We start from the raw sequence: 24950 nt of genomic DNA, 5'->3' as shown, positions 1-24950 counted from the left end.
ATGGTCGAACTGGACTTCACCGAGCAGATCTCCGCCCTCCGAGAGACCTTCGGCAACATCCGCTCGGTGGTCGACGTCGACCGCCTGCAGCGTGAGATCGCCGACCTCTCCGAGCAGGCCGGGGCCCAGGACCTCTGGGACGACGTCGAGCACGCGCAGCAGGTGACGAGCGCGCTCTCGCACCGGCAGTCGGAGCTGAAGAAGATCACCGACACGCAGGCGCGCATCGACGACCTCGAGGTGCTCGTCGAGATGGCGAACGAGGCCGACGACCAGGACTCCGCCGACGAGGCCGCCGCCGAGCTCAAGGCGATCACCAAGACGATGGGCGACCTCGAGGTGCAGACGCTCCTCGACGGCGAGTACGACGACCGCCCCGCGGTGATCACGATCCGTGCCGGCGCCGGCGGCGTCGACGCCGCGGACTTCGCCGAGATGCTCATGCGCATGTACCTGCGGTACGCCGAGCAGCACGGCTACAAGACGACGGTGATGGACACCTCGTACGCCGAAGAAGCGGGGATCAAGTCCGCGACCTTCGAGGTGGACGCGCCGCACGCGTTCGGCACCCTGTCGGTCGAGGCGGGCACGCACCGGCTGGTCCGGATGTCGCCGTTCGGCGCAGCGGGCAAGCGGCAGACGTCGTTCGCCGCGGTCGAGGTCATCCCGCTCATGCCGGAGACCGCCGTCATCGACATCCCCGAGAACGACATCCGCGTCGACGTCTTCCGCTCGTCGGGTCCCGGCGGCCAGTCCGTCAACACGACGGACTCCGCGGTGCGGCTGACCCACATCCCGACCGGCACCGTCGTGTCGATGCAGAACGAGAAGTCGCAGATCCAGAACCGCGCGGCCGCCATGCGCGTGCTGCAGTCCCGGCTCCTGCTCCTCAAGCAGGAGGAGGAGAACGCCAAGAAGAAGGAGCTCGCGGGGAACATCACCGCGAGCTGGGGCGACCAGATCCGCTCCTACGTCCTGGCGCCGTACCAGATGGTCAAGGACCTCCGGACCGAGCACGAGGTGAACAACCCCTCAGCGGTGTTCGACGGCGACCTGGACGGCTTCATCAACGCCGGCATCCGCTGGCGTAAGCAATCGGTGGAGTCCTGAGCCGCGCGCCTGGCTTGCTTTCCGAGCCGGGCGACCTACCCTGATCCGGTCATGATCAAATTCGACCAGGTCACCAAGGTGTACTCGGGCAACCCGAGTCCCGCGCTCGACAACGTCACCCTCGAGATCCTCAAGGGCGAGTTCGTCTTCCTCGTCGGCGCGTCCGGCTCCGGGAAGTCCAGCTTCCTGCGCCTCGTGCTCAAGGAGGAGAAGCCGTCGCGCGGCCAGATCCACGTGCTCGGCCAACGCCTCGGCGCCCTGTCCTCGCGGAAGGTGCCGTACTTCCGACGGAACCTCGGCGTGGTGTTCCAGGACTTCCGACTCCTGCCGAACAAGAACGTCTTCGACAACGTCGCGTTCTCGCTCCAGGTGATCGGCAAGAGCAAGGGCTTCATCAGCGAGGCCGTCACCGACGTGCTGAAGCTCGTCGGCCTGAACGGCAAGGCGACCCGCATGCCGCACGAGCTCTCCGGTGGTGAGCAGCAGCGCGTCGCGATCGCCCGCGCCGTCGTCAACAAGCCGTCGGTCCTGCTGGCCGACGAGCCCACCGGCAACCTCGACCCGACGACCTCGGCGGGCATCATGGCGCTCCTCGAACGCATCAACCAGGGAGGCACCACCGTGCTCATGGCGACGCACGACGCCAGCATCGTGAACCAGATGCAGCGCCGGGTCATCGAGCTCTCCGGTGGCCGCGTGCTCCGCGACGAGCAGTCCGGCGGGTACCAGACCCAGGCGCTCCCGGTGCAGCACCCCGCGACGGTGTCGAACACCACGGGCATCCAGACCATCCCGGGGCTCATCCGATGAGGCTCGGGCTCGTCATGTCCGAGGTCGGGTCCGGCCTCCGACGCAACGCCTCGATGGTGGTGTCCGTCGTCCTGGTGACCTTCATCTCCCTGACCTTCGTCGGCACCGCGATCCTGCTGCAGATGCAGATCAACCAGATGAAGGGGTACTGGTACGACCGCGCCCAGGTCGCCGTGTACCTCTGCACCGACACCGACACCACCGGCAACTGCACCGGGGCGAAGGCCACGGACGACCAGCGGCAGCAGGTCGAAGCACAGCTCAAGGGCTCGACCCTGGCGCCGTACATCGAGAAGTTCTACTTCGAGAACCAGCAGGACGCCTACACGCGCTTCAAGCAGCAGTTCAAGGACTCGCCGGCCACGGAGTTCGTCAAGCCCGAGTACCTCAACGAGACGTACTGGGTGAACCTCAAGAACCCGTCGCAGGCGGACGTGCTGCAGGAGAGCCTGTCGAAGGTGGCCGGCGTGCAGAGCGTCGTCGACCAGCGTGGGTACCTGCAACCGATCTTCAACCTGCTGAACGCCTCGTCGTACACGGCGATCGGCATCGCGGCGCTCATGTTGATCGCCGCCGTGTTGCTCATCGCCACGACGATCCGCCTCTCCGCGTTCTCCCGGAGACGCGAGCTCGGCATCATGCGTCTCGTCGGCGCGTCGAACCGCTTCATCCAGACACCGTTCGTGCTCGAGGGCGTGATCGCGGCGGCCATCGGTGCCGTCCTGGCCGGTGGGGCGATCACCGCCGTCGTGTGGTTCTTCGTCCGGAACTACCTCACCAGGCGGTTCTCCGGGACGGCGTTCATCGGGATGAGCGACGCGGCCGTGGTCGTGCCGGCGGTGATCGTCATCGGGGTGGTCCTCGCGGCGGTGTCGGCGTCGATCGCGATCCGCCGGTACCTCAAGGTCTAGCCGGGAGCCGCGGAGCAGTGCGGACGGGCGGCGCGCCGGGAAGGTGCGCCGTCCGTCCGGTGTTCGCTAGGCTGTAGGGCTGCACACCGCAGCGACCGTTCGAGAGGAGACGCGCATGGCGAAGGAACGCGGCGAGAAGATCGTGGCGACCAACCGTCGCGCGCGCCACGACTACCTCATCGAGGACACGTACGAGGCCGGCATGGTGCTCTCCGGGACCGAGGTGAAGTCCCTTCGTGAAGGGCGGGCGTCACTCGTGGACGGCTACGCCTTCGTCGACGGGGGAGAAGCGTGGCTCGACGCCGTGCACATCCCCGAGTACACCGAGGGGACCTGGAACAACCACGCTCCTCGCCGCAAGCGGAAGCTGCTCCTCCACAAGCAGGAGATCGTCAAGATCTCGCACAAGACCCAGCAGGGCGGCTACACGCTCGTCCCGCTGCAGATCTACTTCCACGACGGCCGCGCCAAGGTCGAGATCGCGGTCGCCAAGGGCAAGCGCGAGTTCGACAAGCGGCAGGCGCTCCGCGAGAAGACCGACAAGCGCGAGGCCGAGCGGGCCATGCGCAGCCGGAACCGTCTCGGCGAGTAGCGTCAGAGGCTGTTCCTGACGTAGACTGAACAGCTGCCTGCGGAAGCGGGCACCCACAACTCCACAGTGTGACAGCGGCTCGCTGTTCGGCCCCCATGGGGATGATCGGTTTCGACATCGCCTGTGTGCCGACGGGAAGCGGGCCGAGGACCCACGGTCATCTCGTCAACGATCCGTGGAAAACAACAAGTGCCAATTCCAAGCGCACTGACTTCGCTCTCGCTGCGTAAGCAGCCCAGCACATGAAGTCCGTCGGCCAGGTGATCGTCTCCTAACCTGAGTTCCGGCGTCATCCAGGGGACTTGCTGCACGGTTGCGCCTCAGGGCCGTGCGGGACTTGCACTGAGACTGGGCCCGTCGTCCAAGAAGCCGGTAGCAATGGACGGGGCCGAGCAGAACGCCTCATCCGGCTACGCCCGTAGAAGACGTCGAATTGCAGCGATGGACGGGGGTTCGATTCCCCCCATCTCCACCATCGCCGGACGACGCAGCCGCTGTCACACCGTGGGACCCCACCCACCCGTCAGGCCGGACGTCTACCCTCCGGTGCAGGCGTGGTCACCGGTCCTCGCCACATGAGTGGGAGGCGTTGCCGTGCAGGAGATCGCGATCCGAGTCCGTCTGCGAGAGCAGGAGCGGGTGGGCCTGGCCGAGTACGAGCGCATCGTCGGGTCCGTCGCGACCGTCGCCGCACTGGCCGCGTGGCTGCCGACGCCCGATGCGCGCCTGGTGATCCGTGGCCGCGGCGCAGAGCCCGTGCGCCTCGAGACCGTCTCCTACGGTTCGACGTTCGAGATGCTCGTCGTGCTCGACCAGCGCAGTGCCGCCGTCGAGCGGGCGGCCGCGACGATCGCCGCCCTCATCGAGTCCGTGCGGTACGAGCACGTCGAGGACGACGTCGCCGGTGTCGCCGGCGAACTCGACCGGCTCGACCGTTCGGCGCCGCGCGGGCGTTCCGTGGCCGAACGGTCGCTGCGGGCGTTCCTCGAGGGTGCTCGCGCCGACGTGCTCGCGCGGAGGAGCACGACGCGGCTCCGCGCTGCGTCGGCGCTCGTCCGCCTCGCCGAGGACGCCGCCGTCGTCACCGTCGAGCGGGTCGAGGACGCCCTGGCGACCGAGCTCACCGGCGAGCCGGTCGACGTGCTCGAGGACACCGGATCCGCCGTCGTCGTGGAACCCGTCGACGGCGTCGAGACGGACACCACTCCGGATCCGTCCGACCGTGTCCCGGCCGTCGACGAGCAGAAGCGCAAGAAGAACGACGGCAAGGAGAAGGACGAGAAGAAGAAGGCCAGCAAGAAGAAGGACGCCAAGAAGAAGGACGGCAAGAAGAAGGACGAGAAGAAGAAGGACGGCAAGAAGAAGAAGGACGGCAAGAAGAAGGCCACCAAGAAGTAGCCTGAGTGCTTATACAGGATGATTGTTTCCACCTGGTTACGAAATCGTCCGAAGTCCCCGCCGAGTGCCAGAGTCGATGACCACGCCCACGCCCCACGGGCCGTGGTCATCTCGACAGGAGCAACAGTGGCAACTTCGACAGCACAGGCGCTTCCCGACTCCGGGCTCAAGCGCAACGTCGGCTTCATCGGCCTCATCTGGGCGTCGACCGGATCCATCATCGGGTCCGGTTGGCTGTTCGGCTCGCAGGAGGCGCTGAAGACCGCCGGCCCCGCGGCGATCATCTCGTGGGTCATCGGCGGCGTGGCGATCCTCGTCCTGGCACTCGTGCACGCCGAACTCGGCGGCATGTTCCCGATCGCGGGGGGAACAGCGCGGTTCCCCCACATCGCGTTCGGCGGCATCGCCGGCGCCTCGTTCGGCTGGTTCTCGTGGCTGCAGTCCGTCACCGTCGCCCCGATCGAGGTCGAGGCGATGATCAAGTACGCCCAGCACTGGCAGTTCGCGCACCCGTGGCTGCACACCACGACCGTGGACGGTGAGACGCAGCAGCTCCTGACCGGTGCCGGCATCGCGGTCGCCATCGTGCTGATGGCGGTCGTGACCGTGATCAACCTGCTGAGCGTCCGGATCCTCGCGAACACGAACTCCGCGGCGACGTGGTGGAAGGTGGCGATCCCCCTGCTCGTCATCATCGTGCTGGCGTTCAGCGGATTCCACGGGTCGAACTTCACCGCCGCGAACGGGTTCATGCCGGAGGGTGCGAAGGGCATCCTCGCGGCGGTCTCCACCTCGGGCATCATCTTCGCGTTCCTCGGGTTCGAGCAGGCCGACCAGCTCGCGGGCGAGGCGAAGAACCCGAAGCGTGACATCCCCCGTGCCGTCATCGGCTCGGTGCTCATCGGTCTCGTGATCTACCTGCTGCTGCAGGTCGTGTTCCTCGGGGTCCTCCGGTCGAACGCGATCCAGGGCTCCTGGGCGACGGCGGACTTCACCAAGTACACCGGCCCGTTCGCCGACATCGCGATGGCCGCCGGCATCACCTGGCTCGCGGTCGTCATCTTCATCGACGCGATCATCTCGCCCGCCGGGACCGGTCTCATCTACGTGACCGCCACCTCCCGCATCTCCTACGGACTCAGCCGCAACGGCTACTTCCCGAAGGCGTTCGAGTGGACGACCAAGCAGGGCGTGCCCTGGGTCGGCCTCATCACGGCGTTCGTCATCGGGTGCGCCTGCTTCGCGCCGTTCCCGTCGTGGCAGGGCCTGGTCAGCCTCATCACGAGCGCGTCCGTGCTCATGTACGCCGGTGCCCCGCTCGCCCTGGGGGCGTTCCGGAAGCGCATCCCCGAGGTCGAGCGGCCCTACCGCATGCCGATCGCATCGGTGCTCTCGCCGATCGCGTTCATCGTCGCGAACCTCATCATCCTCTGGACCGGATGGGACACCGACTGGAAGCTCGGCGTCGCGATCCTCATCGGGGCCGTCGTCATCATCCTCAACAACGTGTTCCGCGGCGCGTCGAGCGTCCGGCCGCGCTGGGACTGGAAGGCGGCGCAGTGGCTGCTGCCGTACCTGATCGGCATGGGCCTGATCGTGTTCCTCAGCGACTTCGGTCCGCTGACGCACCCGGTGTTCCCGCTGTGGATCGACATCCTCGTGGTCGCCGTGTTCTCGCTGGTGATCTACTACTGGGCGGTCAACTCGGCGTCCCCGCGCGAGGAGATCCTCCGCACCGCCGAGGACGTCCGCGACGTCGAGGAGTCCTCGGTCGTGGAGCCGGTCCGGCACTGACCCCACCCCGAAGCGATGCAGACGGGAGGTTCGGTGCCAGCTGGCACCGAGCCTCCTGTCCGTCGTGGCCTCCTGTCCGTCGTGGCGTCAGAAGTCGAACAGGTTCCCGCGGATCCCGCCGCCGCCGTACTCCCGTCGGAGCAGTCCGCGCTGCCGCAGCACCGGCACGATGTCGCCGAACATCCGGTACACCTGCGCGGGGTGCAGGTCCCCGGAGAAGATGATCCCGTCGTTGTCCGCGTCGGCGCCGAGCTCCTCGATGAAGTCGGCGAACTCGCCAGCGGTGCCGACGAACCCCGCGCGCGCGTCGACGCGGCCCTTGCGGGCCTTGCGGGTGAGGAGCTCGCGGAGCGGTGCGTCCGGGGTGTCCCCGACGAGGCCACGGATCGTCCCGGCGGAGACGTGGTCGCCGAAGGTCCCCTCCGGGATCGGCCGGTCCAGGTCGAGCGACAGCAGGTCCGTCTCGGAGTCGCTCGACCACGCGACCGCAGCGGTGCGGAGGTCGTCGTCGGACGGGTGCGCCGACGCGGCCACGATCCGGTCGGCCTCCTCCACCGAGGCGACGACCTCGGGCTTCAGCACGAACAGGATCCGGAGGTCGGACGCCGAGCGCCCGGACTCGGCTGCAGCCGCCAGCACGCGTGCCCGATAGTCGGACATCGCGGCGGCCGAGAGCGGCGCGAGGGCGAGCTGCACGTCCGAGTGGGTGCCCGCGAAGCCGAGGCCCCGGCCGGACCCGCCGGGGGAGACCACGACCGGATCGGCGGCGAGCGGCAGTGCGTTGAGCGGTCCGTCGGCGGTGAAGTGCTCGCCCTCGTGGTGGAACGCGTCGAGCGCCGTCCCGTCCGCGAACCGCCAGCTCGACCGGTCGCCGACGTAGCCGTCGCCCCACGAGTGCCAGAACCGCCGGAGCAGGGTGATCCACTCCTCGGCACGGTCGTACGCCTGGTCATGCGGCAGCGGCGCCACGCCGGCGTGCCGAGCGCTCCCGACGTCGGTCACGACGTTGATCCCGAGTCGCTCGGACGACAGGTGCGCCAGCGTGGCGAACTGGCGGGCGGCGAGGTAGGGCGGGGTGAAGCCGGCGTTCACGGTCGGCGCGATCCCGATGTGCGACGTCGCGGCGAACAGGTACGGGGCGAGCAGCAGCGGATCGTGCTTGGGGCCGCCGTACGCCTGGCGGATCCGCAGGTCGAGCGTCGCCGGGTTCCCGAGGGAGATCGCGTCCTCGGCGATGACGAGGTCCATCCCCGCCTGCTCGAGCGCACGCACCGACTGCTGGTACAGGTCCGGCTTCGTCCAGTCGTGTCCCCAGTCCCAGTCGGACCGCCCCCACGCCTGCGGGCCGAACCCGCGGGAGAAGAAGTACCCGAAGTGCTGCAGGTCGGCCATCGTCAGATCTCCTCCGCGATCACGTGCTGTCCGGGGACCGTGTGTCCCAGGGACGTGAGCTCCGCGGCGGGGTCGAGCCGGGCCTCCCGGTCGGCGTCCCCGCGCACCGCGGCGAACCCGCGCTCGAGGTCGCGGACCAGGTCCGCGACGTCCTCGATCCCGATCGACAGCCGGATGAGGCCGTCGCCGATGCCCTGCGCCGCACGCTCCTCGGGGGTGCGGCCGGCGTGCGTCGTCGTGGCCGGGTGGAGGATGAGCGAGCGGACGTCGCCCAGGTGGGTCATCCGGCTGAACAGCTGCACCGCGTCGATGAAGGCGCGTGCCGCCGGCTCGCCTCCGGCGAGCGTGAAGGCGAACACCGAGCCGGCCCCGCGGGGCAGGTACCGCTCCGCCAGGTCGTGGAACGGACTGGAGGCCAGGCCCGCGTGGTCGACGCTCGTCACCTCCGGCTGCTGGTCCAGGAAGGCCGCGACGGCCAGCGCGTTCGCGCTGTGTCGCTCGACGCGGAGGCTGAGGGTCTCGATGCCCTGGCGCAGCAGGAACGCGTTGAACGGCGAGGGCGTCGGGCCGATGCGGGAGCTGACGACGTCGCGGGCGTACACGACCCACGCGCGGGCGCCGTACGCCTCGACGTAGCTCCGGCCGCCGAGCGCGCGCTCCGGTGTCGTCAGGTGGGTCCAGCGTCCGGGGGTGGCCGACCAGTCGAAGGACCCGCCGTCGACGACCACCCCGCCGAGCCCGGAGCCGTGACCGCTGAGGAACTTCGACGCCGAGTGGATGACGATGTCCGCGCCGAACTCGATCGGACGGACCAGGTACGGCGTCGCGAGGGTGTTGTCGACGACGAGTGGGACCCCGGCACGGTGCGCGGCCTCCGCGACACCGGTGATGTCGAGCACGTCGTTCTTCGGGTTCGGGATCGTCTCGGCGAAGAACGCCTTCGTGTTCGGCCGCACCGCGGCGGCCCATGCGTCGAGGTCGCGGGCGTCGGCGACGAAGTCGACCTCGATGCCGAGCCGGCCGAGGTTCTGCACGAGGAGGCCGCGGGTGCCCTCGTAGATGCTCCGCGCGCTGACGACGTGGTCGCCGGCCTGCAGCAGCCCGAGGAACGCGACCGTCGCGGCCGCCTGCCCGCTCGACACCAGGATCGCCTCGAGGCCACGTTCGAGCAGCGCGATCCGGCGTTCGACATCGGCGTTCGTCGGGTTGCCGAGCCGCGTGTACGTGTAGCCGTCGTCGGTGCCGGCGAAGCGGTCCCTGGCTTGGTCGAAGTCGTCGAAGAGGAAGCCGGAGGACATGTGGACCGCGGGGACCCGGGCGCCGTGGGCGGTGTCGGGGACGAACCCGCCGTGCACCTGTTCGGTCGCGAAGCCGTGGTCATCGGTCGCCATGGGACACCTCCGTCTGCCGGGTACTGCTCGGTACTGGACGTACTCTCGCAGCCCCGTGTCGGGAGGGGCCCGATTGCGGCGCTCCGTTACGGTCGGAGCGACGCCAGCACCCCGGCGAGACGGTCGGCGAAGCCGGTGGGCAGCGCGTCGGGGAGGGCGTCGACGGGGAACCAGCGGACGTCGTCGCTCTCGTCGCTGACCACGGTGTCCGTGTCGCGCGGGACGAGGGCGACGAAGCCGACGTCCCAGTGCGCCGCGCAGGAGAAGCCGCCGTGCAGGTCGTGACGGTCGAGGTCGACGACGTCGTCGGACAGGAGGTCGAGGTCGGCGATGCCGGACTCCTCGCGGGCCTCGCGGCGGGCGGTGTCGGCGAGCGTCGGGTCCCCGGGCTCCACGTGCCCGCCGAACTGCACCCAGAAGCGACCCTTGCGGTGGAGGCAGAGCAGCACGTGGGTCATCTCCGGTGAGAGGACGAAGCACGACCCGGTGAGGTGCTCAGGGCCGCCGTTCCGTCGGAGTGCGGCGTCGCCGTGGACCTCGACGAACGTGCGGTAGCGGTCGCGGAGCGCGGACGCGGGGGCGGTGTCGAGGGCGCGGAGGGCGTCGGCGGTGTGCACGGGTCCATCGTGGCAGGCGTGGGCCGGGGTGGGGGCGTGCGGGCGTGGCGGGGCGTGCGGGCGTGTTCGGGGCGTGCGGGCGTGCGGGCGTGTTGGCGGAGTGACGCGGAGCGACACGGTCGATGTCGTACGACGTCGACACCGTCGTTCCTTCGCGTGGTGAACGGTTGCCGCCGCACGGAGCGACATGGTCGATGTCGTACGACAGCGACGCCGTCGTTCCGAGTCGGGGAGCGGGGAGCGGGGAGCGGCGAGGAGGGGGAGCGGGCGCGGGCGCGCTACACGAACGCACGCACCCCGGCGGCGATCGTGTCCCAGACGGCGAGCAGCGGGTCGCGCGCGAGCCACACGGCGACGCCGTTGACGAGCACGAAGCACACGAACCACACGCCGGCGGGCAGGCGCATCTCCGCCGCGGCGATGTGGAAGTCGGTCTGCACGCGCGCGCCGGTGGCGATCCAGCCGGCGACCTGCACGACCGAGCGCAGACCGTCGACGACGAACAGCGCCCCGACGCCCGCGACGACGAGGAGCGTGGCCTCCGAGGGCCGGAGCGCGACCCACAGGGCGAGCGCGTCGAAGCCCACGACGACGAGGAGGCCGAACCAGTTCCGCACGAACAGCAGCGCGATCAGCCCGATCACGCCGAGCACCACGACCGGGAGCCAGCGCGAGCCGTGCAGTGCCCCGGTCACGAGCAGCGCCCCAGCCCAGAGCGGAGCGCTGTACCCGGCGTAGAGGTTCAGGATGCGCACGAGCCACCGGACGGCACCCGGCACACCGCCGAGCTGCACCCACGCCTCGCCGGACCCGTCGGGGCGCAGGTCGATGCGGCGGATGCAACCGCCGAACGGCACGACGACGACGGAGTGCCCGACCTCGTGCGCGATGGTCGTCGCGAGCCGCGCGACGCGGCCGACGACGGGCACGAACGGCAGCACCGCGCCGACGAGGATCGCGACGAACACGAGGGAGGCGGCGGAGGCGAGTGGTTCGGTGGTCATCGGCCGCCACTGTGACAGACGCGGCTAGGAACCCACCGAGGGCAGGACCACCGTGAGGACGGCCGTCACGGTGACGAGGACCGAGACCGTGGCCATCACGACCAGGAACAGCGTCAGGTGGTTCACGCGACCGTCACCGACTTGGCGAGGTTCCGCGGCTTGTCGACGTCGCACCCGAGCCGGAGTGCGAGTTCGCGGGCGAACATCTGCAGCGGCACGACCGCCTCGAGCGGTCCCCACGGTTCCGGCGACCCGAGGGCGGGGACGTCCGACCCGGGGCCACCGATCGTGATGACGCGGCCGCCGCGTGCCCGGACCTCGGCGATCGCAGCCTGCAGGCGGGGGTCGCCGTGGTCGACGACGACGACCGGCGTGCCCTCGTCGACGAGCGCCAGCGGACCGTGCTTGAGTTCGCCGGCCGGGTACGCCTCCGCCCAGCGGTAGCTGAGCTCCTTGAGCTTCAGCGCACCCTCGGCCGCGTAGGGCAGACCGGCACCCCGGCCGAGGAACAGGAAGCCGCTGGCGTCGCGCACGCTCGACACGAGCAGCGGGACGCGGTCGGCAGCGACCCGGCCGGCGTGCTCCATGCGGGCCGGCAGCGACCGCAGCGCGCGCACGTGTGCCGTCGCCCGGTCGGGGGAGAGCCGCCCGGACGCCACGAGCGCGGAGAGCATCGCGGCCACCCCGACCACCACCTGCGCAGTGAAGGTCTTCGTCGCGGCGACACCGATCTCGGGCCCGGCGTGGCAGTCGAGCACGGCGTCCGCGCGGCGCGCGAGCGAGGAGTGCACGTTGTTCGTGAGGGCGAGCACCGGGTGCGCGTCGCCGAACCGGTCGAGCGCGCGGAGCACGTCGGCCGTCTCGCCCGACTGGCTGATCGCCACGACGAGCGTCCCGGGCGAGAGCACCACCTGGTCGGCCTCGCTCGCGACGACGACGTCGGTCGGCACCCCGCCGATCCAGCGGAGCGCGGTGGCGATGACCTGTCCGGCGTGCAGCGACGTCCCGCACGCGACGACCGCCAACCGCTCCGGATCCGGCAGCCCGAGTCCTGCCCACATGCCACCGTCCGCGGCGCGCACCGCCACCCGGTCGAGGACGGCCGCGACGACCGCCGGCTGCTCCTCGATCTCCTTCGCCATGTGGTCGGGGTGGTCGCCGAGGTCGAGCGCCGCGGCGGCGAACGGCGACGGCGTCGGGAACGGCACCGGCACCGCGACACCCGCCGACGACCACTCCCACGACTCGCCGAGCTCGACGACGTCGCCGTCGCGGAGCGCCACGAACGTCTCGCACCACTCCGCGATCGCGCCGACGTCGCTGGCGACGAAGTCACCGCGTCCGGTCCGGGCGACGACGAGCGGTGACCGTTCCGCTGCGACGACCATGCGGCCCGTCACGGCGTCCAGCACGACGATCGCCCACGACCCCTCGAGCTGGGCGGTGGCGATCTGCACGGCGAGCATCAGATCGGCGTCGACCGCGAGTGCCCGCTCGACGAGGTGCGCGATGACCTCGGAGTCGACGTCCGACGCGAAGACGTGCCCCTGCGTCTCGAGGGTCGTCCGGAGCCGGTCGGCGTTCTCGACGATGCCGTTGTGCACGACGCTGACGCGACCGGAGCAGTCCTGGTGCGGGTGGGCGTTCCGCTCGGACACCCCGCCGTGCGTCGCCCAGCGGGTGTGGCCGATGCCGGTCCCGGTCAGCGCGGCGCCGGACCGGGCGGCGACGAGTGCACGCAGGTCCCCGAGCCGCGACACCGACCGGAGGACCTCGGTGCCGCCGACGGCCGTCCGCACGGCGATGCCGGCGGAGTCGTACCCGCGGTACTCGAGGCGTTCCAGGCCGTCCAGCAGGTACGGGGTGGCGTCGTCGGCGACGCGGGCCGCGATGATGCCGCACATCGGCAGGTCCTTCGGGTCGAGGCGGGGGAGCCGTCCGGGGGACGGGCGGCACCGACCGCCGCCGGGTGTGCCACGCGATCGGGACCGCCGGCCCTGACCGTCGCCCGTCCTCGGATCAGGCGAGGACGGACGACGGCGTTCCAGGGCCGACGGTTCGGGTACCGATCGGGGTACCGTGGCGTGCCTCCCGGAGGGGGCGCGGCGGTCGGTGCATGGACAGCATCGCCGGGCCGCCCGCCGCGGGACAACGCTGCCTCGCGCTTGTTGCGGTTCCACGCGTCGAGGGTGCGAGACCGCGCCGCGGCGTGCGGGGTCACGCAAGCGCGGACGGACGGGAGGCCCGGTGCCAGCTGGCACCGGGCCTCCCGTCCGGACGTGGTGACGCTCAGGTCACGTGAGCAGCGCGACCAGGTGGGACCGGGACCGCGCGCCGACCTTCCGGTAGATCTGCGTCAGTCGCAGCTCCACCGTCCGCTGCGACATGTAGAGCGACGACGCGATCTCGCGGTTGCGGTACCCCTCGGTCACCTTCTGCACGACGGCACGCTCCTCGGCGGTCAGCGACGTGAGCACCGTCGACGCGTCCGGCGCGCTCCGCGGCGTCCCCGGCGTGCCGGGCGTCGACGCGGAGAGCACGACACCGGAACGGTCGGGACCGGAGAACGGGCCGGAACCCATCGCGGTGCCACCGAGCGACGGCATCGCGACCGTCGGCGCCGGCGTGGCGAGCGGACGCCGGAGCCCCGCTGCCTCGTACGCCGCGGCGGCGGCGGCACCGAGCCGCGCTCGGTCGCCCGGCGCGGCGACCGCGGCGAGGGCCGCGAACGTCCTCGCCCGCTCGAACTGCGAGTCGTGCGGCTGGAAGACCTCCAGCGCACGACGCCGGGAGGTGTCGCGCGTGGTGTCGTCGGCGATGAGCGCGAGGCTCCGCGTCAGCACCAGTGCGCCCCAGCGGGACGGCCGCGCGTGGTGGTCCGCCGCCAGCCGTGCGGTGGTGTTCCTGGCGTCGTCGACCCGACCGAGGCGCGCGTACACCTCGACCAGGTCGCCGAGGTGGCGGAGCACCGCCGGGTTGCGGAGGCCGCGGCCGATGGCGTCGGCCGCCTCCAGGCTGGACGCGGCCTCCTCGAGCCGACCGTCCAGCAGCAGCACCTGCCCGCGCAGCGCGTAGAGCTTCGCGGTCGCACCCCAGAGGCGGTTCGTCGAGCGCTGGCGGAGGCAGTGGTCGACGACGTCGAGCGCGTCGGCGGACCGACCCTCTGCGAAGTGCCGCCAGGCGACCGCGATCGCCCTCGACGGTTCGCTGAGCCGTTCGACGACGGCCGAGCCGGCCTCCCAGACGTCGATCGCACGGAGCGCCTGCCGGAAGTTCCCGGAGCGCACCTCGTTCTCGGCGGACAGGTAGCGCGCTGCTTCGAGCCAGACCGGGGCCGTGTCGTTCGTCCTGGCCAGGACCAGCGCGAACACCCGCCGTGCGCTCCGGGAGCGCTCGGCGATGCTGAGCGACTGGGCGAGCATGAGCAGCGCGGGGTCGCTCATCGCGAGCAGCCGGTGTGCGGCGAGGCCCTCGTGCAGCTCGGCGTCCGGCGGCAGGGTGCCGTCGACCGCCGCCACGAGTTCCCGCGCCACCTCGAGGATCTCTGCCGTGTGGGCCGACGCGCGGCCCTCGAGCGGTTCCGCGCGGTGCAGCAGGTCGCGGGCCTGATCGACCTCCCACGCCTCCGCCCGGAAGGTCGCGACCATCGCCAGCAGCCCGGAGAACGCACCGGCCTCGGCGTCGTCGGAGACGTCGAACGGCATCATCAGCTCGTCGGCGTGCACGACGTCGCCGCTGAGGTACTGCACCGAGTACTGCACACGGAGCCGACGGACCTCGTGGCCGAGCGTGGCGAACGGCCGGATCGCGGCGAGGTACCGCGCCGCGAACCCGAGGAGGCGGTGCGCGAGGAGCGCCTCCGCGACCCCGAGCAGCGCGAGGTGTTCGGCCTCCGACGCGGACCCGATGTGCAGTGCGCGTTCGGTGAGCGTCACGGCGGCTCGGGCGTCGCCGTCCTCCGCGTACGACCGGGCGACGGCGAGCAGGCCGACGGCGTCCGGGACGGCGTCGGCGAAGCTCGCGTGCCACGCCGCCGATCGGTCGTCGTGCGCGGCGGCGCTCGCGGCCAGCTCGGTGTGTGCCTCCCGGCGGTCACGCGCCGGCATGCTCCAGTACAGGGCGGAGCGGACGAGCGGGTCGCGGACCGCGATCGACTGTCCGCGGACCGTCGCCAGCCCGGCACCGACGAGGTCGTCGACGGCGTCGCGGTCCCAGCCGGCCACGCGGGCCGTCGGGACGAGAGCGAGTCGCGCGAGGACGTCCAGATCGCGTCCCGCGGCGGCTTCGAGGACGAGTGCGGCGGCCGCCGACGTCGTCGGTGTCGGCCGGAGCGGCAGCACGATCGGTTCGGTGCCGACGAGCTGTTCGCGACGGAGGGCCCCGATCTGTTCGCGGAGCGCCCCTGGGTTGCCGCCGGTCTGGTCGGCGAGGACGGCGAGGACGCCGTCGTTCGCCTCCTCCGGCGCCATGTCCCGGGCGAGCACGAGTGCCTCGTCCGGTGTCAGTGGCTCGAGCCGGAGCGTCGGCAGCGCGGCGAGCGGACCGTCCGACGGCAGGCGTCGCACGGTCGCGACGAGGCGCAGGGCCGTCCCGGCGAGTCGCCCGGCCAGGAACGCGATGAGCTCCTGGCTCTCGGCGTCCATCCGGTCGAGGTCGTCGATGAGCACGAGCGTCGGCGGGAGCGTCAGCGCGTGCACGGCGTCGAGGAAGTCGTGCGCCGCGGCCAGGCCCTCGTCGACGTGCCGGACCAGCCGTGCGATGTGCGCGGAGGCCCTCGGGTCGTCGAGTGCGGTGAACAGGGAGGTCACGCCCGACATGGGCCAACGGGCTTCGGAGCCGTTGACGCCCAGTCGGACGACGGAGATGGAGACGCGGTTCGAGACCGCGTCGAGGACGCTGGTGCGTCCGGAGCCAGGGTCGCCGACCACGACCATCGCCGACTCCCGGGGGAGGACAGCGAGGGCCGCGATCCGGTCGACCTCAGAACGTCGACCGGTGAGTTCCATGGGGACTCACCGGCCTCCGGGTCCGGAGGCGAGCGCGGGGACGGATCCGAGGGCGCCAGGGAGCGCTTCGTGGATCCGGGCAGCCGGTCGGCGGGTGACCGTCCGGCTGTTCGGGAGTGCGGCGCGCAGGGACACGCCGGCGGTTCGGTGGTTGGAATGCGGTCGAGTGAGGGTGCACTCGATCCCGCTCGGGAACGATGATGTCATCGTCTGTATCACCCCTCGGGTTAGGGTCTTCGACGAACACGACCGGTCGGGCTCAGCATCGGGACTAGGGATCCCGAGACGCCACCTGACCTGCCGTCTGGAAGCACGATAGCCGAGGCATCGCCCTGGCGGGGCGATCCGGTCCCGCGGATCTGAATGTTCATCACCCCAGTACGGGGGGTCTCCGCCACGTTTCTCCGGGTCGCGCTCGGCGTCCTGTGGTATCGCGGCGGGATCAGTGCTGGCGGCGGATGACCTCGACGACGGCGTCGTGCACCAGCCCGTTCGTCGCCAGGGCGCTGCCGTGCCAGGGGCCCGGGTCGCCGTCGAGCGAGGTGAGGCGCCCGCCCGCCTCCTCGACGATCGGCACGAGCGCGGCGATGTCCCACGGCTTGAGGTCCGGTTCGCCGGCGACGTCGAGGACCCCCTCGGCCACCATCATGTACGACCACATGTCCCCGTAGGCCCGCGTGCGCCACACCGTGCGGGACAGGTCGACGAGGGCGTCCAGGCGGTCGTCGTCGTCCCACTGCTGGATGCTGTTGTAGCTGATGCTCGCGTCGGCGAGCTCGGTCACCCCGGACACGTGCAGGTCGCCGTCGAGCGAGTGGGCTCCCAGTCCGTGCGCGGCCCACCAGCGCTTGCCGAGCGCAGGGGCGCTGACGACGCCGAGGACCGGACGGCCGTCGACGGCGAGGGCGATGAGCGTGGCCCACACCGGCACGCCCCTGAGGTAGTTCGCCGTGCCGTCGATCGGGTCGACCACCCACTGCCGGTGCCCCTCGCTGAGCGCGTCCGCGCCGGAGTCCGCGGTGGTCTCCTCGCCGAGGAAGGAGTCGTCGGCGCGCTCGGCTGCGATGCGGGCCCGGAGCGCTCGTTCCACCGCCTGGTCCGCGTCGGTGACGTGCGTGCTGTCGGCCTTCCTCGACACGTGCAGGTCGGCGGCCCGGAAGCGCTCCAGGCTGATCGCGTCGGCGGTGTCGGCGAGGGAACGGGCGAAGTCCAGGTCGGCGCTGAGGTCCACGGATCCGAGCGTAGTGGGGCTACGCCGCGACGACCTCTTCCTCCTCGAGGGGGCTGACCATGCGTTCCCGGGCGATGCGGGAACGGCGGGCGACGAGCCCGTGCACGACGACGCAGAGGAGCACCGCGCCGACCAGCCAGAGCGTCAGCACGAGCGAGCTCCGGCCGAGTGAGGCACCGGGGAAGTACTGCAGGTCCTGGGCGGCCTGCAGCCACGCCGCTCCGCTCCAGAAGGCGTTCAGCGCCGCGAAGAAGCCGGGCTGGAACGCCGGCTGGAAGATGCCGCCGGACGAGGTGAAGTTGAGCATCACGAACAGCATCGTCAGCACCGGGGTGGTCCAGCGCCCGAGGAGCGGGTGCAGACCGATGCCGAGGCCGATGATCACCGCGTCGTACATCCACGCGAACAGGAAGATCTGCCACTGGTGCGTGGTGATGACCCCGTAGACCGGTCCCGCGATGACGATGCCGATCCCCGCGACGACACCGGCCGTTGCGAGGCCGATGACCGCGGTCCACACGGCACGGAGCCTGGTGGCGAACGCGGCGACGGCGATCGCGGACGCGTACCCGCCGACGCTGAGGGCGACGAGCAGGAAGAACAGCCCCTGTCCGGTGCTGTCCTGGTCGCCCGAGGGCACGACGTCGACCACGTGGAAGGGCAGGTGCTGCTCGTAGGCGATCGGCAGGAAGACCTTCTGCGCCGCGGTGGCGGTGGTCTCGCTCGCTGCGGTCGAGACGTAGAGCGTCGCGTCGGTCGTCGTCGGGGCGAACACCGCCGCGAGCTCGCGGTCGCGGACCTGCTGCCGGGCCGCGGTGTCCGTCGCGACCACGTGTGCCACCAGGGCGCCGTCGGACTGGTCCGTGACCGTCTGGGCGAACACCTGCGCGGTGGCGCCCTGGCCGACGATCCCGACCGGGAGGTCCTTCGGCGCGGGGGCGTGGAACGCACCGAGGTACGCCAGTCCCATCCCCGCCGCGAGGAAGAGCGGCACGAGGATGTGCGTGGCGAAGGTCAGGAGCGTCCTGCCGAGGCCGGTCGGGCGGAGGACGGAGGGCGCACGGTGCGGAGGCCGGGGAGCGGCATGGCCTCGGTGCGTGGTCGCGGCGTCGTCGGCGCGGTCGGTGAGGGCGGGAGCGTCGACGCGGGTCGGCGCAAAGTTGTACTTTGCAACTTCTGACACGAGGGATGATCGTACGCCGTCCCTGCCCACCCTGTCGACCGCGCCCGGACTGCCCAGTGCGTGGGCCAACGCGCCGAGGTTCCGCAATTGCGGGACCTCACCGCGCCCAGACCGTCCTTCGTGCGACCTCGGCGAACCTGAGCGGCGAGTTGTGGAACCTCGAGTGAGGGAGAACCCGGAGAGCCCGGAGAACCCGCGGCACGCAGGAGTCCCGCCCAACCCCGCCGCTACTCCGTCGAGGGGTCCGCCGCACCCATCCCGGTCAGCAGCGCCCGGAAGGAGTCGAGCCGCTCGATGCCCGTCGGCCCGAGCTCCCCGGCGTGCACCCGGTCGACGATCTCCCAGTCGTGCGCCTGGTCGAGCGGGATCCCGTCCCGGGGTTCGGCGACGGGGATCGCGTGCGCCGCGAAGGCCCGGAAGACGTTCGCCGGGTCGACGTGCCCGAGCCCGAACGACCGGACCCCCGGCGTGTCGATGATCCAGCCCCCGTCCCGGACCTGCAGCGCGATCGAGGACGACGACGTGTGCCGCCCCCGCCCGGTCACGGCGTTGACGACCCCGGTCGCCCGCGTCGAGCCGGTCAGGGCGTTCACGAGCGTCGACTTGCCGACGCCGGAGTGCCCGACGGTGACGGTGACCTGCCCGTCGAGCACCTCGTGCAGGGCGTCCAGGGGGAAGGAGTCGGACCGGCTCGTCACGATCCGCACGTCGAGGCAGTCGAAGTGCGCGAGGAACGGTGCGGGATCGGCGAGGTCGGTCTTGGTGATGCAGAGGACCGGGTCGAGGCCCGCGTCGAACGCCGCGACGAGGTACCGGTCGATGAGCCGCGTCCGGGGCTCCGGATCGGCGGCCGCGACGACGATGAGCATCTGCGTCGCGTTCGCCACGATGACCCGCTCGACCTCGTCCGTGTCGTCGGCGCTCCGACGGAGGAGCGTCGTGCGCTCGGCGACCCGCACGATGCGGGCGAGCGAGCCCTCGGAGCCGGAGACGTCGCCGGCCAGGAAGACCGTGTCGCCGGTGACGACGGACTTCTTCCCGAGCTCGCGCGCCTTCGTCGCGGTGACGACGCGGTCCTCGATGAGCACGCCGAACCGCCCGCGGTCGACGTTCGTCACCCAGCCGGTCGGGGCGTCGTCGTACGTGGGGCGCACCTTGGTGCGGGGTCGGTTGCCCTTCGGGTTCGGGCGGACCCGGACGCTCGACTCGTCGTACTGGCCGTACGGCTCGTCCTCGTCCGCGTCGCCGTCGACGTCGTCCCACCAGCTCATCGGGTCACGCCCCCGGTGCCGAGGGCGACGACGGACCCGCCGTGGCCACGAGCTGTGCCCAGAGCTCCGGGAACTGCGGCAGCGTCTTCGCCGTCGTGCCGATGTCGTCCACCACGACCCCCGGTGTGACCAGGCCGATCACGGCTCCGGCCGTCGCCATCCGGTGGTCCTCGTACGCGGCCCAGGCCGCGCCGTGCAGGGGGGCCGGTTCGATCCGCAGGCCGTCGTCGAGTTCCTGCACCGAGCCTCCCGTCCGGTGCAGGTCCGCCGCCAACGCGGCGAGCCGGTCCGTCTCGTGCCCGCGCAGGTGGCCGATGCCGGTGACGGTCGTGGTGCCGTCCGCGAGCGCCGCGAGCGCGACGAGTGCCGGAGCGAGCTCGCCTCCGCGCGTCAGGTCCAGTTCCAGCCCCGGGATGGAGGCTCCCCCCAGCACCCCGACGCCGCCGTCGACGACGAGGTCGTCACCATCGCGCGTCACGGTCGCGCCCCACAGGGGCAGGAGCGTCTCGAGGTCGGCGCCGACCTGCGTCGTCGCCGTCGGCCACGTGCGGATCCGGACGGTGCCGCCGGCGACGAGCGCGGCCACCGCGAACGGGGCGGCGTTGGAGAGGTCGGGTTCGATCGTGACGTCGCGCGCGGCGATCGGGCCGGGGTGCACGACCCACTCGCCGACGGCGGGCTCGTCGACGCGGACGCCGCGGGCGCGCAGTGCCGCGACGGTCATCTCGATGTGCGGCAGGCTCGGCAGACGCTCGCCCGCGTGTGTCAGGTGCAGACCCTCGTCGAAGCGCGGCGCGGAGAGGAGCAGCCCGGACACGAACTGCGACGAGGCGCTCGCGTCGATCGTGAGGGCACCGCCCCGGACCGATCCGGACCCGGTGAAGGAGAACGGCATCGCGCCGTCGCCGTCGTCGGTGACGTCGACGCCGAGCTCGCCGAGCGCACGGATGATCGCGCCCATCGGCCGCTTGCGGGCGTACGGGTCGCCGTCGACCGTGACGGTCCCGGTGGCGAGCGCGGCGAGCGGCGGCAGGAAGCGCATCACGGTGCCGGCGAGGCCGCAGTCGATCCGGACACCGCCGGTCATCGCGGCCGGGGTGATGCGGAGGTCGGGTCCGTAGGGGTTCGGCGCGCTCTCGGGCTCGACGGCCTCGATGCCGACGCCGAGTTGGCGGAGCGCCGCGACCATCAGGGCGGAGTCCCGGGAGTGCAGGGGGAGGTGGATGGTCGACGGGCCGTCTGCGAGTGCCGCGAGGACGAGCTCGCGGTTCGTCAGGGACTTCGATCCGGGCAGCGCGACGTCACCCGTGAGCGGCCCGCTCGCGACCGGGGCGGTCCAGGGTGCCGAGGTCTGGGAATGTGTCGTGTCTGCCATCGGTTCACAAGACTACTGAAACGATCGGGAGGACCCTTGGCGACAGCACTCGCACCGGCCCGGCGGCTCCTGCCCGCCGTGTCCACCGGGCTCGCTCTAGACTGGCCCGCGATGACCACCGAAGAGCCGCCCGCAGCACCCCACGACCTGGTCGAGGAGACCGAGGCGCAGCTCGACGCCGTCGAGGCCGAGGCGGAGGCGGAGGCGGTCGACGCGACGACCGTGTCCGACGCCGAACTCCGCAGGCTCTTCGAGGACCAGGCGCTGCCGTTCATGGACCAGCTCTACGGCGCCGCGATGCGGATGACGCGCAACCCCGCGGACGCGTCGGACCTCGTGCAGGAGACCTTCGTCAAGGCGTTCGCGGCGTTCCGGCAGTTCAAGCAGGGCACGAACCTCAAGGCGTGGCTCTACCGGATCCTGACGAACACCTTCATCAACACGTACCGCAAGAACCAGCGGAACCCCTACCAGGGCACGATCGACGAACTCGAGGACTGGCAGCTCGGCGGCGCGGAGAGCGTCACGCAGTCGATCTCGGCGCGCTCCGCCGAGGCCGACGCCATCGACCACCTGCCGTCCTCCGCCGTGAAGGACGCACTGCAGGCCATCCCGGAGGACTTCCGGATGGCGGTCTACTTCGCCGACGTCGAGGGCTTCTCCTACCAGGAGATCGCCGACATCATGAAGACCCCCGTGGGGACGGTCATGAGCCGCCTCCACCGTGGACGCCGGCTCCTCCGCGGGCTCCTGGCGGACCACGCACGTGAGACCGGCATCGTCCCGGACGCAGCGTCGACGGCGACGATGCGCGGGCGGGGCCGGGGCGCCACATCGGCGACGGACGCTCCCGCGTCCGGCGCGGCGTCGGACAGGGCAGCGACCTCGGGTCGCTCCGGACGGAAGGAAGCGCGATGAGCGGCTGCGACTGCTCGAAGGCCAAGGCGGAGCTCGAGGAGTTCCTGCACGACGAGCTCTGCCGCGAGGACGCGGCGGACATCCGTGAGCACATGGACGGCTGCGAGGACTGCACGACGGAGCACCGGGTCAACGTGGTGCTCATGGAGACCGTGCGGCGCGCGTGCAAGGAGACCGCTCCCGACCAGCTGCGGACCGAGATCCTCGCCCGCATCCGGGTGGAGCAGGCCACGCACTGACGCGTCCGTCGTCGGCGGCGTCTCACCGCCCGGCGGCGAACTCCGCGCGGATCATCGCGCCGTCGAGGACCCGGTGGTGGACGCGCACCGTGTCGATGTCGCCGGTGAACGCGTAGGAGCCGACGCCCGGCCAGCCAGACAGCGTCTGGCGCGCTGCTCGCCAGTACCCGTCGTACTGGCGGAGTGTGACGGCGTCCGTCCTGCCTCCCTGGCGGACGCCGTCCAGCCAGAGCTCCATCGACCGCGGCTGGAAGGTCGCGACCGCGTGGTGCCACTCGCCGTCGACGACACTGCTCGACGAGCTCACCGTGAACTTGAACTGGCTGCCGGAGCCCTCGACGCCGAAGCGGAGATGACCGTCCGCTCCGACGTACAGGTGGCGGTCCCGATGCGTGGAGGCGGATCCCCGGTCTGAACCGAAGCCGACGATCCGGCCCCCGTCGCTCCCGGTCGACCGGAACCACACCGAGACGGTGAAGACGTCCGGGGCAGCCACCGCGGTGTCCGTGACGACCCACCCCTCCGCGTCGCCGGCGGCCCCGAACGACGCGAACGGGTTGTCCGTGCAGCTGCCGTCGGCGCGGACGCCGCCGGAGCCGACGAACTGTCCGTCCTGCCCCGAGCCGCTGGTGTCGAGGACTCCGGGTCCGTTCCGTTCGGCGAAGTCCCACGCCAGGACGGCGTCGACGGGGTCGTGGTGGAAGCACGGGAACGACGGCGTCGAGGCGAGGGTCGATCGGCCGTCGGTGGTGCCGCTGAAGCCGGCACCCGCGGTGCTCACGGCCATCGCGGCGAGGGTCAGGGCAGCCACCGTCGGGAGCGCGACGGCGCCGACCGACAGGGTGGTCCGAGCGTCGTCGACCTCGGTCCGCAGATCCCACCGCGGCGTGCCGCACCGACGACACGGGACGCCGGTGCGCAGGTCGCGATCGGCGCGCCCGAGCAGGACCAGCAAGACGACGACCGCTGCGGTCGTGGCCAGAGCCGACCAGTCACCCGTCCTGAGCCACACGTTCGGGAGGCCGACGAACGGGAAGCGGAGCACGCCGACACCGATGACACGGTCGGGTCCCACGGCGGTGCGGTCGGGAGCGGGGTTCGCATCACCGCGGAGCCGCAGGGCACCGTCGGCCTCGATCCGTTCGAGTCGGTGGAGTCGCTGCCGGCCCTCGTGGTCGGGGTCCTCGACGAGGAGCACCTGCCCCACGGTGACGGCGTCGGCGTCGACGGGCATGGCCGCGACGACGTCACCCGCGCGGACGGCCGGGGACATCGACTCGGAGACGACGGTGGTCGCTGTCCAGCCGAGGAGGACGGGCACGGCGGCCCAGAGGGCCAGCAGGACGCCCGTGGCGAGCGTGGTGCGTGCTGCGACGCCGACGACGAGGGCGACGAGGTCGCCGTGGCACCGGTCGTTCCGTCTCGGGTTCCGTGTCATCTGCTGCTCCTCGGGTGTCGGTGCGTCGTGGTCGGCAGTCGGGGAACGGTTCCCTGGCGAACCGTTCCCCGACTGGGCCGCTCGGAGCGGCCGTGCCCGGCGCGGGTCAGTCCGTCTGCGCTTCCCAGACGAACGTGGTGCCGGCGGCGGACGCCTGCGCGGTGTTCGGGGTGTCGGTGCCGAGCGTGTAGGTGAAGCGATAGGTGGTCGACGTCGTGCCGACCGCGGGCGCCCAGTCGTCGACGCCCGCACCGAAGGAGTCGAGCGCGAGCAGGCCGGCGAGGGTGCCGTCGTGCACCGTGGAGCCGGTCGTGAACGTGCTGCAGTCCCCGGTGGTGGTGAGGGAGCCTCGCTCGACGGTCATGTCGAGGTGCTGTGCGATCTGTGCCTCGTCGGACTGGTCGGCGGTGTACATCCGGACCTGGGACGGGTTCGTCGTGGTCGAGGTCACGGTGATGCAGTTGGTCCCGGTGCTGCCGGGGATGAGGTCGTCGACGTCGAACAGAGCTGCTCCGGCGTCGTCGTCGGTCAGGGTCACGGCACCGGTGCGCCAGGCGTTGCCGGCGTTGTCGGTGGTGGCGGAGAAGGCGGCGTAGGACGCCGTCGCGACGACGGCCCCACTCGCGATCACCGCGAGGGGGAGGGCGATCCAGGCAGCGGTGCGGCCGTGGCGGGTGGTGATGTGCATCAGGACTCCTGGTGGTCGGGATTCGATATACCAGCAGTATATATGAATATCAGTTGCGAGGCCAGGGGGCTCCGACGTCGTCACATCACGGGAGCGGTCGATAGGGTCGCCGCATGACCATCACCGCCGAGTCGATGACCTCGTGGTCCGACACGGACGTCGCCGACGTCACCGCACTCGTCCGACTGCTCGGGCACACCGTGGACGAGACCGCGATGCGGTCCCGGCTCGGACGGCTGACGCCGGAGGCCGGGCACCGCACCTGGTTGGTCCGGAGCGAGGACGGCCGGGTCGTGGCCGTGGCCGGCGCACAGCTCACCTGGACCTACGCGAGCGACGAGCCGACGGCGCAGCTGCTCCTGCTGGTGGTCGACCCGACCGCCAGGAGGACCGGCACCGGTTCCGAGCTCATCGGCACCTTCGAGGAGTGGGCCGTGTCACAGGGCGCGCGACGGCTGAGCGCGGTCAGCGCGGCTGCGACGGACAGTGCGCACCGGTTCTACCAGCGGCGCGGCTACCACGAGGCCGGGGTGCGGTACACGCGGATCGTGTGACCGCTGCGCGGCGGAGCGCATCTTGCGC

21 protein-coding genes and 1 other RNA gene are annotated in these 24950 nt (G+C 71.3%); 10 read left to right on the top strand and 12 right to left on the bottom strand.

Annotation, left to right across the window (positions count from 1 at the left end; translation table 11 throughout):
- The 7 genes from prfB (at position 1) to FS641_RS15590 (ending at position 6615) form a co-directional block, all read left to right on the top strand.
- Positions 1 to 1110 carry a peptide chain release factor 2 gene (gene prfB / locus FS641_RS15620; RefSeq protein ID WP_144765478.1) on the top strand — a complete coding sequence of 370 codons (1110 nt, stop codon included), beginning with the start codon at positions 1 to 3 and terminating at the stop codon, positions 1108 to 1110.
- 51 nt (positions 1111 to 1161) lie between these two features.
- Positions 1162 to 1920: a cell division ATP-binding protein FtsE gene (ftsE, locus tag FS641_RS15615; protein WP_144765476.1), complete on the top strand. Its 759-nt coding sequence runs from the start codon at positions 1162 to 1164 to the stop codon at positions 1918 to 1920.
- Positions 1917 to 2831, top strand: coding sequence for a permease-like cell division protein FtsX (gene ftsX / locus FS641_RS15610; RefSeq protein ID WP_144765474.1), 915 nt, complete (start codon positions 1917 to 1919; stop codon positions 2829 to 2831). The genes ftsE and ftsX overlap by 4 nt, the downstream gene beginning before the upstream one ends.
- 115 nt (positions 2832 to 2946) lie before the next feature.
- Entirely contained in the window at positions 2947 to 3423 is a 477-nt protein-coding gene (gene smpB, locus FS641_RS15605; protein ID WP_144765472.1) for an SsrA-binding protein SmpB, read from the top strand.
- Between the two features lie 97 nt (positions 3424 to 3520).
- Positions 3521 to 3898, top strand: a transfer-messenger RNA (tmRNA) gene (gene ssrA, locus FS641_RS15600).
- Between the two features lie 119 nt (positions 3899 to 4017).
- A complete protein-coding gene (locus tag FS641_RS15595) occupies positions 4018 to 4821 on the top strand; it encodes a hypothetical protein (RefSeq protein ID WP_144765470.1) in 804 nt (267 codons plus the stop codon).
- Between the two features lie 126 nt (positions 4822 to 4947).
- Positions 4948 to 6615, top strand: a complete 1668-nt coding sequence (locus tag FS641_RS15590) for an APC family permease (protein ID WP_222122116.1) — start codon at positions 4948 to 4950, stop codon at positions 6613 to 6615.
- Positions 6616 to 6702: 87 nt separating this feature from the next.
- On the opposite strand, the gene FS641_RS15585 is transcribed toward FS641_RS15590, so the two are convergent.
- The 10 genes from FS641_RS15585 to aroA all read right to left on the bottom strand — a co-directional run bounded on the left by FS641_RS15585 (position 6703) and on the right by aroA (position 21085).
- Positions 6703 to 8007, bottom strand: a complete 1305-nt coding sequence (locus FS641_RS15585) for an LLM class flavin-dependent oxidoreductase (RefSeq protein WP_144765466.1) — start codon at positions 8005 to 8007, stop codon at positions 6703 to 6705.
- 2 nt (positions 8008 to 8009) lie between these two features.
- Positions 8010 to 9398 (bottom strand): O-acetylhomoserine aminocarboxypropyltransferase/cysteine synthase family protein, encoded by a 1389-nt coding sequence (locus tag FS641_RS15580; protein WP_144765464.1) that lies wholly within the window; start codon positions 9396 to 9398, stop codon positions 8010 to 8012.
- 86 nt (positions 9399 to 9484) lie between these two features.
- Positions 9485 to 10015, bottom strand: a complete 531-nt coding sequence (locus FS641_RS15575; RefSeq protein WP_260855868.1) for an NUDIX hydrolase — start codon at positions 10013 to 10015, stop codon at positions 9485 to 9487.
- Between the two features lie 278 nt (positions 10016 to 10293).
- The gene (locus tag FS641_RS15570) at positions 10294 to 11019 is read right to left on the bottom strand and encodes a M50 family metallopeptidase (protein ID WP_144765460.1); all 726 of its coding nucleotides are present in this window, start codon (positions 11017 to 11019) and stop codon (positions 10294 to 10296) included.
- A gap of 122 nt (positions 11020 to 11141) precedes the next feature.
- On the bottom strand, positions 11142 to 12923 hold the full coding sequence (glmS, locus tag FS641_RS15565) for a glutamine--fructose-6-phosphate transaminase (isomerizing) (RefSeq protein WP_144765458.1): 1782 nt from the start codon (positions 12921 to 12923) through the stop codon (positions 11142 to 11144).
- Between the two features lie 390 nt (positions 12924 to 13313).
- Complete coding sequence (locus FS641_RS15560) at positions 13314 to 16025, bottom strand: LuxR family transcriptional regulator (protein ID WP_144765456.1); 2712 nt, start codon at positions 16023 to 16025, stop codon at positions 13314 to 13316.
- A gap of 442 nt (positions 16026 to 16467) precedes the next feature.
- The gene (locus FS641_RS15555) at positions 16468 to 17256 is read right to left on the bottom strand and encodes an inositol monophosphatase family protein (RefSeq protein WP_144765454.1); all 789 of its coding nucleotides are present in this window, start codon (positions 17254 to 17256) and stop codon (positions 16468 to 16470) included.
- A gap of 19 nt (positions 17257 to 17275) precedes the next feature.
- On the bottom strand, positions 17276 to 18439 hold the full coding sequence (locus FS641_RS15550; RefSeq protein WP_144765452.1) for a hypothetical protein: 1164 nt from the start codon (positions 18437 to 18439) through the stop codon (positions 17276 to 17278).
- 227 nt (positions 18440 to 18666) lie between these two features.
- Entirely contained in the window at positions 18667 to 19710 is a 1044-nt protein-coding gene (gene rsgA, locus FS641_RS15545) for a ribosome small subunit-dependent GTPase A (RefSeq protein WP_144765450.1), read from the bottom strand.
- Between the two features lie 4 nt (positions 19711 to 19714).
- On the bottom strand, positions 19715 to 21085 hold the full coding sequence (gene aroA, locus FS641_RS15540; RefSeq protein ID WP_144765448.1) for a 3-phosphoshikimate 1-carboxyvinyltransferase: 1371 nt from the start codon (positions 21083 to 21085) through the stop codon (positions 19715 to 19717).
- 111 nt (positions 21086 to 21196) lie between these two features.
- Here aroA and FS641_RS15535 point away from each other — a divergent pair, with 111 nt between their 5' ends.
- Together FS641_RS15535 and FS641_RS15530 are read left to right on the top strand one after the other, a co-directional pair.
- Positions 21197 to 22003 carry a sigma-70 family RNA polymerase sigma factor gene (locus tag FS641_RS15535; protein WP_144765446.1) on the top strand — a complete coding sequence of 269 codons (807 nt, stop codon included), beginning with the start codon at positions 21197 to 21199 and terminating at the stop codon, positions 22001 to 22003.
- A complete protein-coding gene (locus FS641_RS15530) occupies positions 22000 to 22242 on the top strand; it encodes a zf-HC2 domain-containing protein (RefSeq protein ID WP_144765444.1) in 243 nt (80 codons plus the stop codon). The genes FS641_RS15535 and FS641_RS15530 overlap by 4 nt, the downstream gene beginning before the upstream one ends.
- A gap of 22 nt (positions 22243 to 22264) precedes the next feature.
- Here the strand turns inward: FS641_RS15530 and FS641_RS15525 are convergent, their stop codons facing one another.
- Complete coding sequence (locus FS641_RS15525; RefSeq protein ID WP_144765442.1) at positions 22265 to 23680, bottom strand: LamG-like jellyroll fold domain-containing protein; 1416 nt, start codon at positions 23678 to 23680, stop codon at positions 22265 to 22267.
- Between the two features lie 106 nt (positions 23681 to 23786).
- Complete coding sequence (locus FS641_RS15520) at positions 23787 to 24368, bottom strand: hypothetical protein (protein WP_260855866.1); 582 nt, start codon at positions 24366 to 24368, stop codon at positions 23787 to 23789.
- 113 nt (positions 24369 to 24481) lie between these two features.
- On the opposite strand from FS641_RS15520, the gene FS641_RS15515 reads away from it, so the two are divergent.
- Positions 24482 to 24922, top strand: a complete 441-nt coding sequence (locus tag FS641_RS15515; RefSeq protein WP_144765440.1) for a GNAT family N-acetyltransferase — start codon at positions 24482 to 24484, stop codon at positions 24920 to 24922.
- Positions 24923 to 24950: the final 28 nt, after the last annotated feature.

This window comes from Curtobacterium sp. 9128, from assembly GCF_007673775.1.
GTDB lineage: Bacteria > Actinomycetota > Actinomycetes > Actinomycetales > Microbacteriaceae > Curtobacterium.
This window is presented reverse-complemented; position numbering and strand designations above follow the sequence as displayed.

Coding starts and splice junctions, on each gene's coding strand:
- prfB (WP_144765478.1), top strand. CDS start 1: ATGGTCGAACTGGACTTCACCGAGCAGATCTCCGCCCTCCGAGAGACC.
- ftsE (WP_144765476.1), top strand. CDS start 1,162: ATGATCAAATTCGACCAGGTCACCAAGGTGTACTCGGGCAACCCGAGT.
- ftsX (WP_144765474.1), top strand. CDS start 1,917: ATGAGGCTCGGGCTCGTCATGTCCGAGGTCGGGTCCGGCCTCCGACGC.
- smpB (WP_144765472.1), top strand. CDS start 2,947: ATGGCGAAGGAACGCGGCGAGAAGATCGTGGCGACCAACCGTCGCGCG.
- FS641_RS15585 (WP_144765466.1), bottom strand. CDS start 8,007: ATGGCCGACCTGCAGCACTTCGGGTACTTCTTCTCCCGCGGGTTCGGC.
- FS641_RS15580 (WP_144765464.1), bottom strand. CDS start 9,398: ATGGCGACCGATGACCACGGCTTCGCGACCGAACAGGTGCACGGCGGG.
- FS641_RS15570 (WP_144765460.1), bottom strand. CDS start 11,019: ATGACCACCGAACCACTCGCCTCCGCCGCCTCCCTCGTGTTCGTCGCG.
- glmS (WP_144765458.1), bottom strand. CDS start 12,923: ATGTGCGGCATCATCGCGGCCCGCGTCGCCGACGACGCCACCCCGTAC.
- FS641_RS15560 (WP_144765456.1), bottom strand. CDS start 16,025: ATGGAACTCACCGGTCGACGTTCTGAGGTCGACCGGATCGCGGCCCTC.
- rsgA (WP_144765450.1), bottom strand. CDS start 19,710: ATGAGCTGGTGGGACGACGTCGACGGCGACGCGGACGAGGACGAGCCG.
- aroA (WP_144765448.1), bottom strand. CDS start 21,085: ATGGCAGACACGACACATTCCCAGACCTCGGCACCCTGGACCGCCCCG.
- FS641_RS15535 (WP_144765446.1), top strand. CDS start 21,197: ATGACCACCGAAGAGCCGCCCGCAGCACCCCACGACCTGGTCGAGGAG.
- FS641_RS15530 (WP_144765444.1), top strand. CDS start 22,000: ATGAGCGGCTGCGACTGCTCGAAGGCCAAGGCGGAGCTCGAGGAGTTC.
- FS641_RS15525 (WP_144765442.1), bottom strand. CDS start 23,680: ATGACACGGAACCCGAGACGGAACGACCGGTGCCACGGCGACCTCGTC.
- FS641_RS15520 (WP_260855866.1), bottom strand. CDS start 24,368: ATGCACATCACCACCCGCCACGGCCGCACCGCTGCCTGGATCGCCCTC.
- FS641_RS15515 (WP_144765440.1), top strand. CDS start 24,482: ATGACCATCACCGCCGAGTCGATGACCTCGTGGTCCGACACGGACGTC.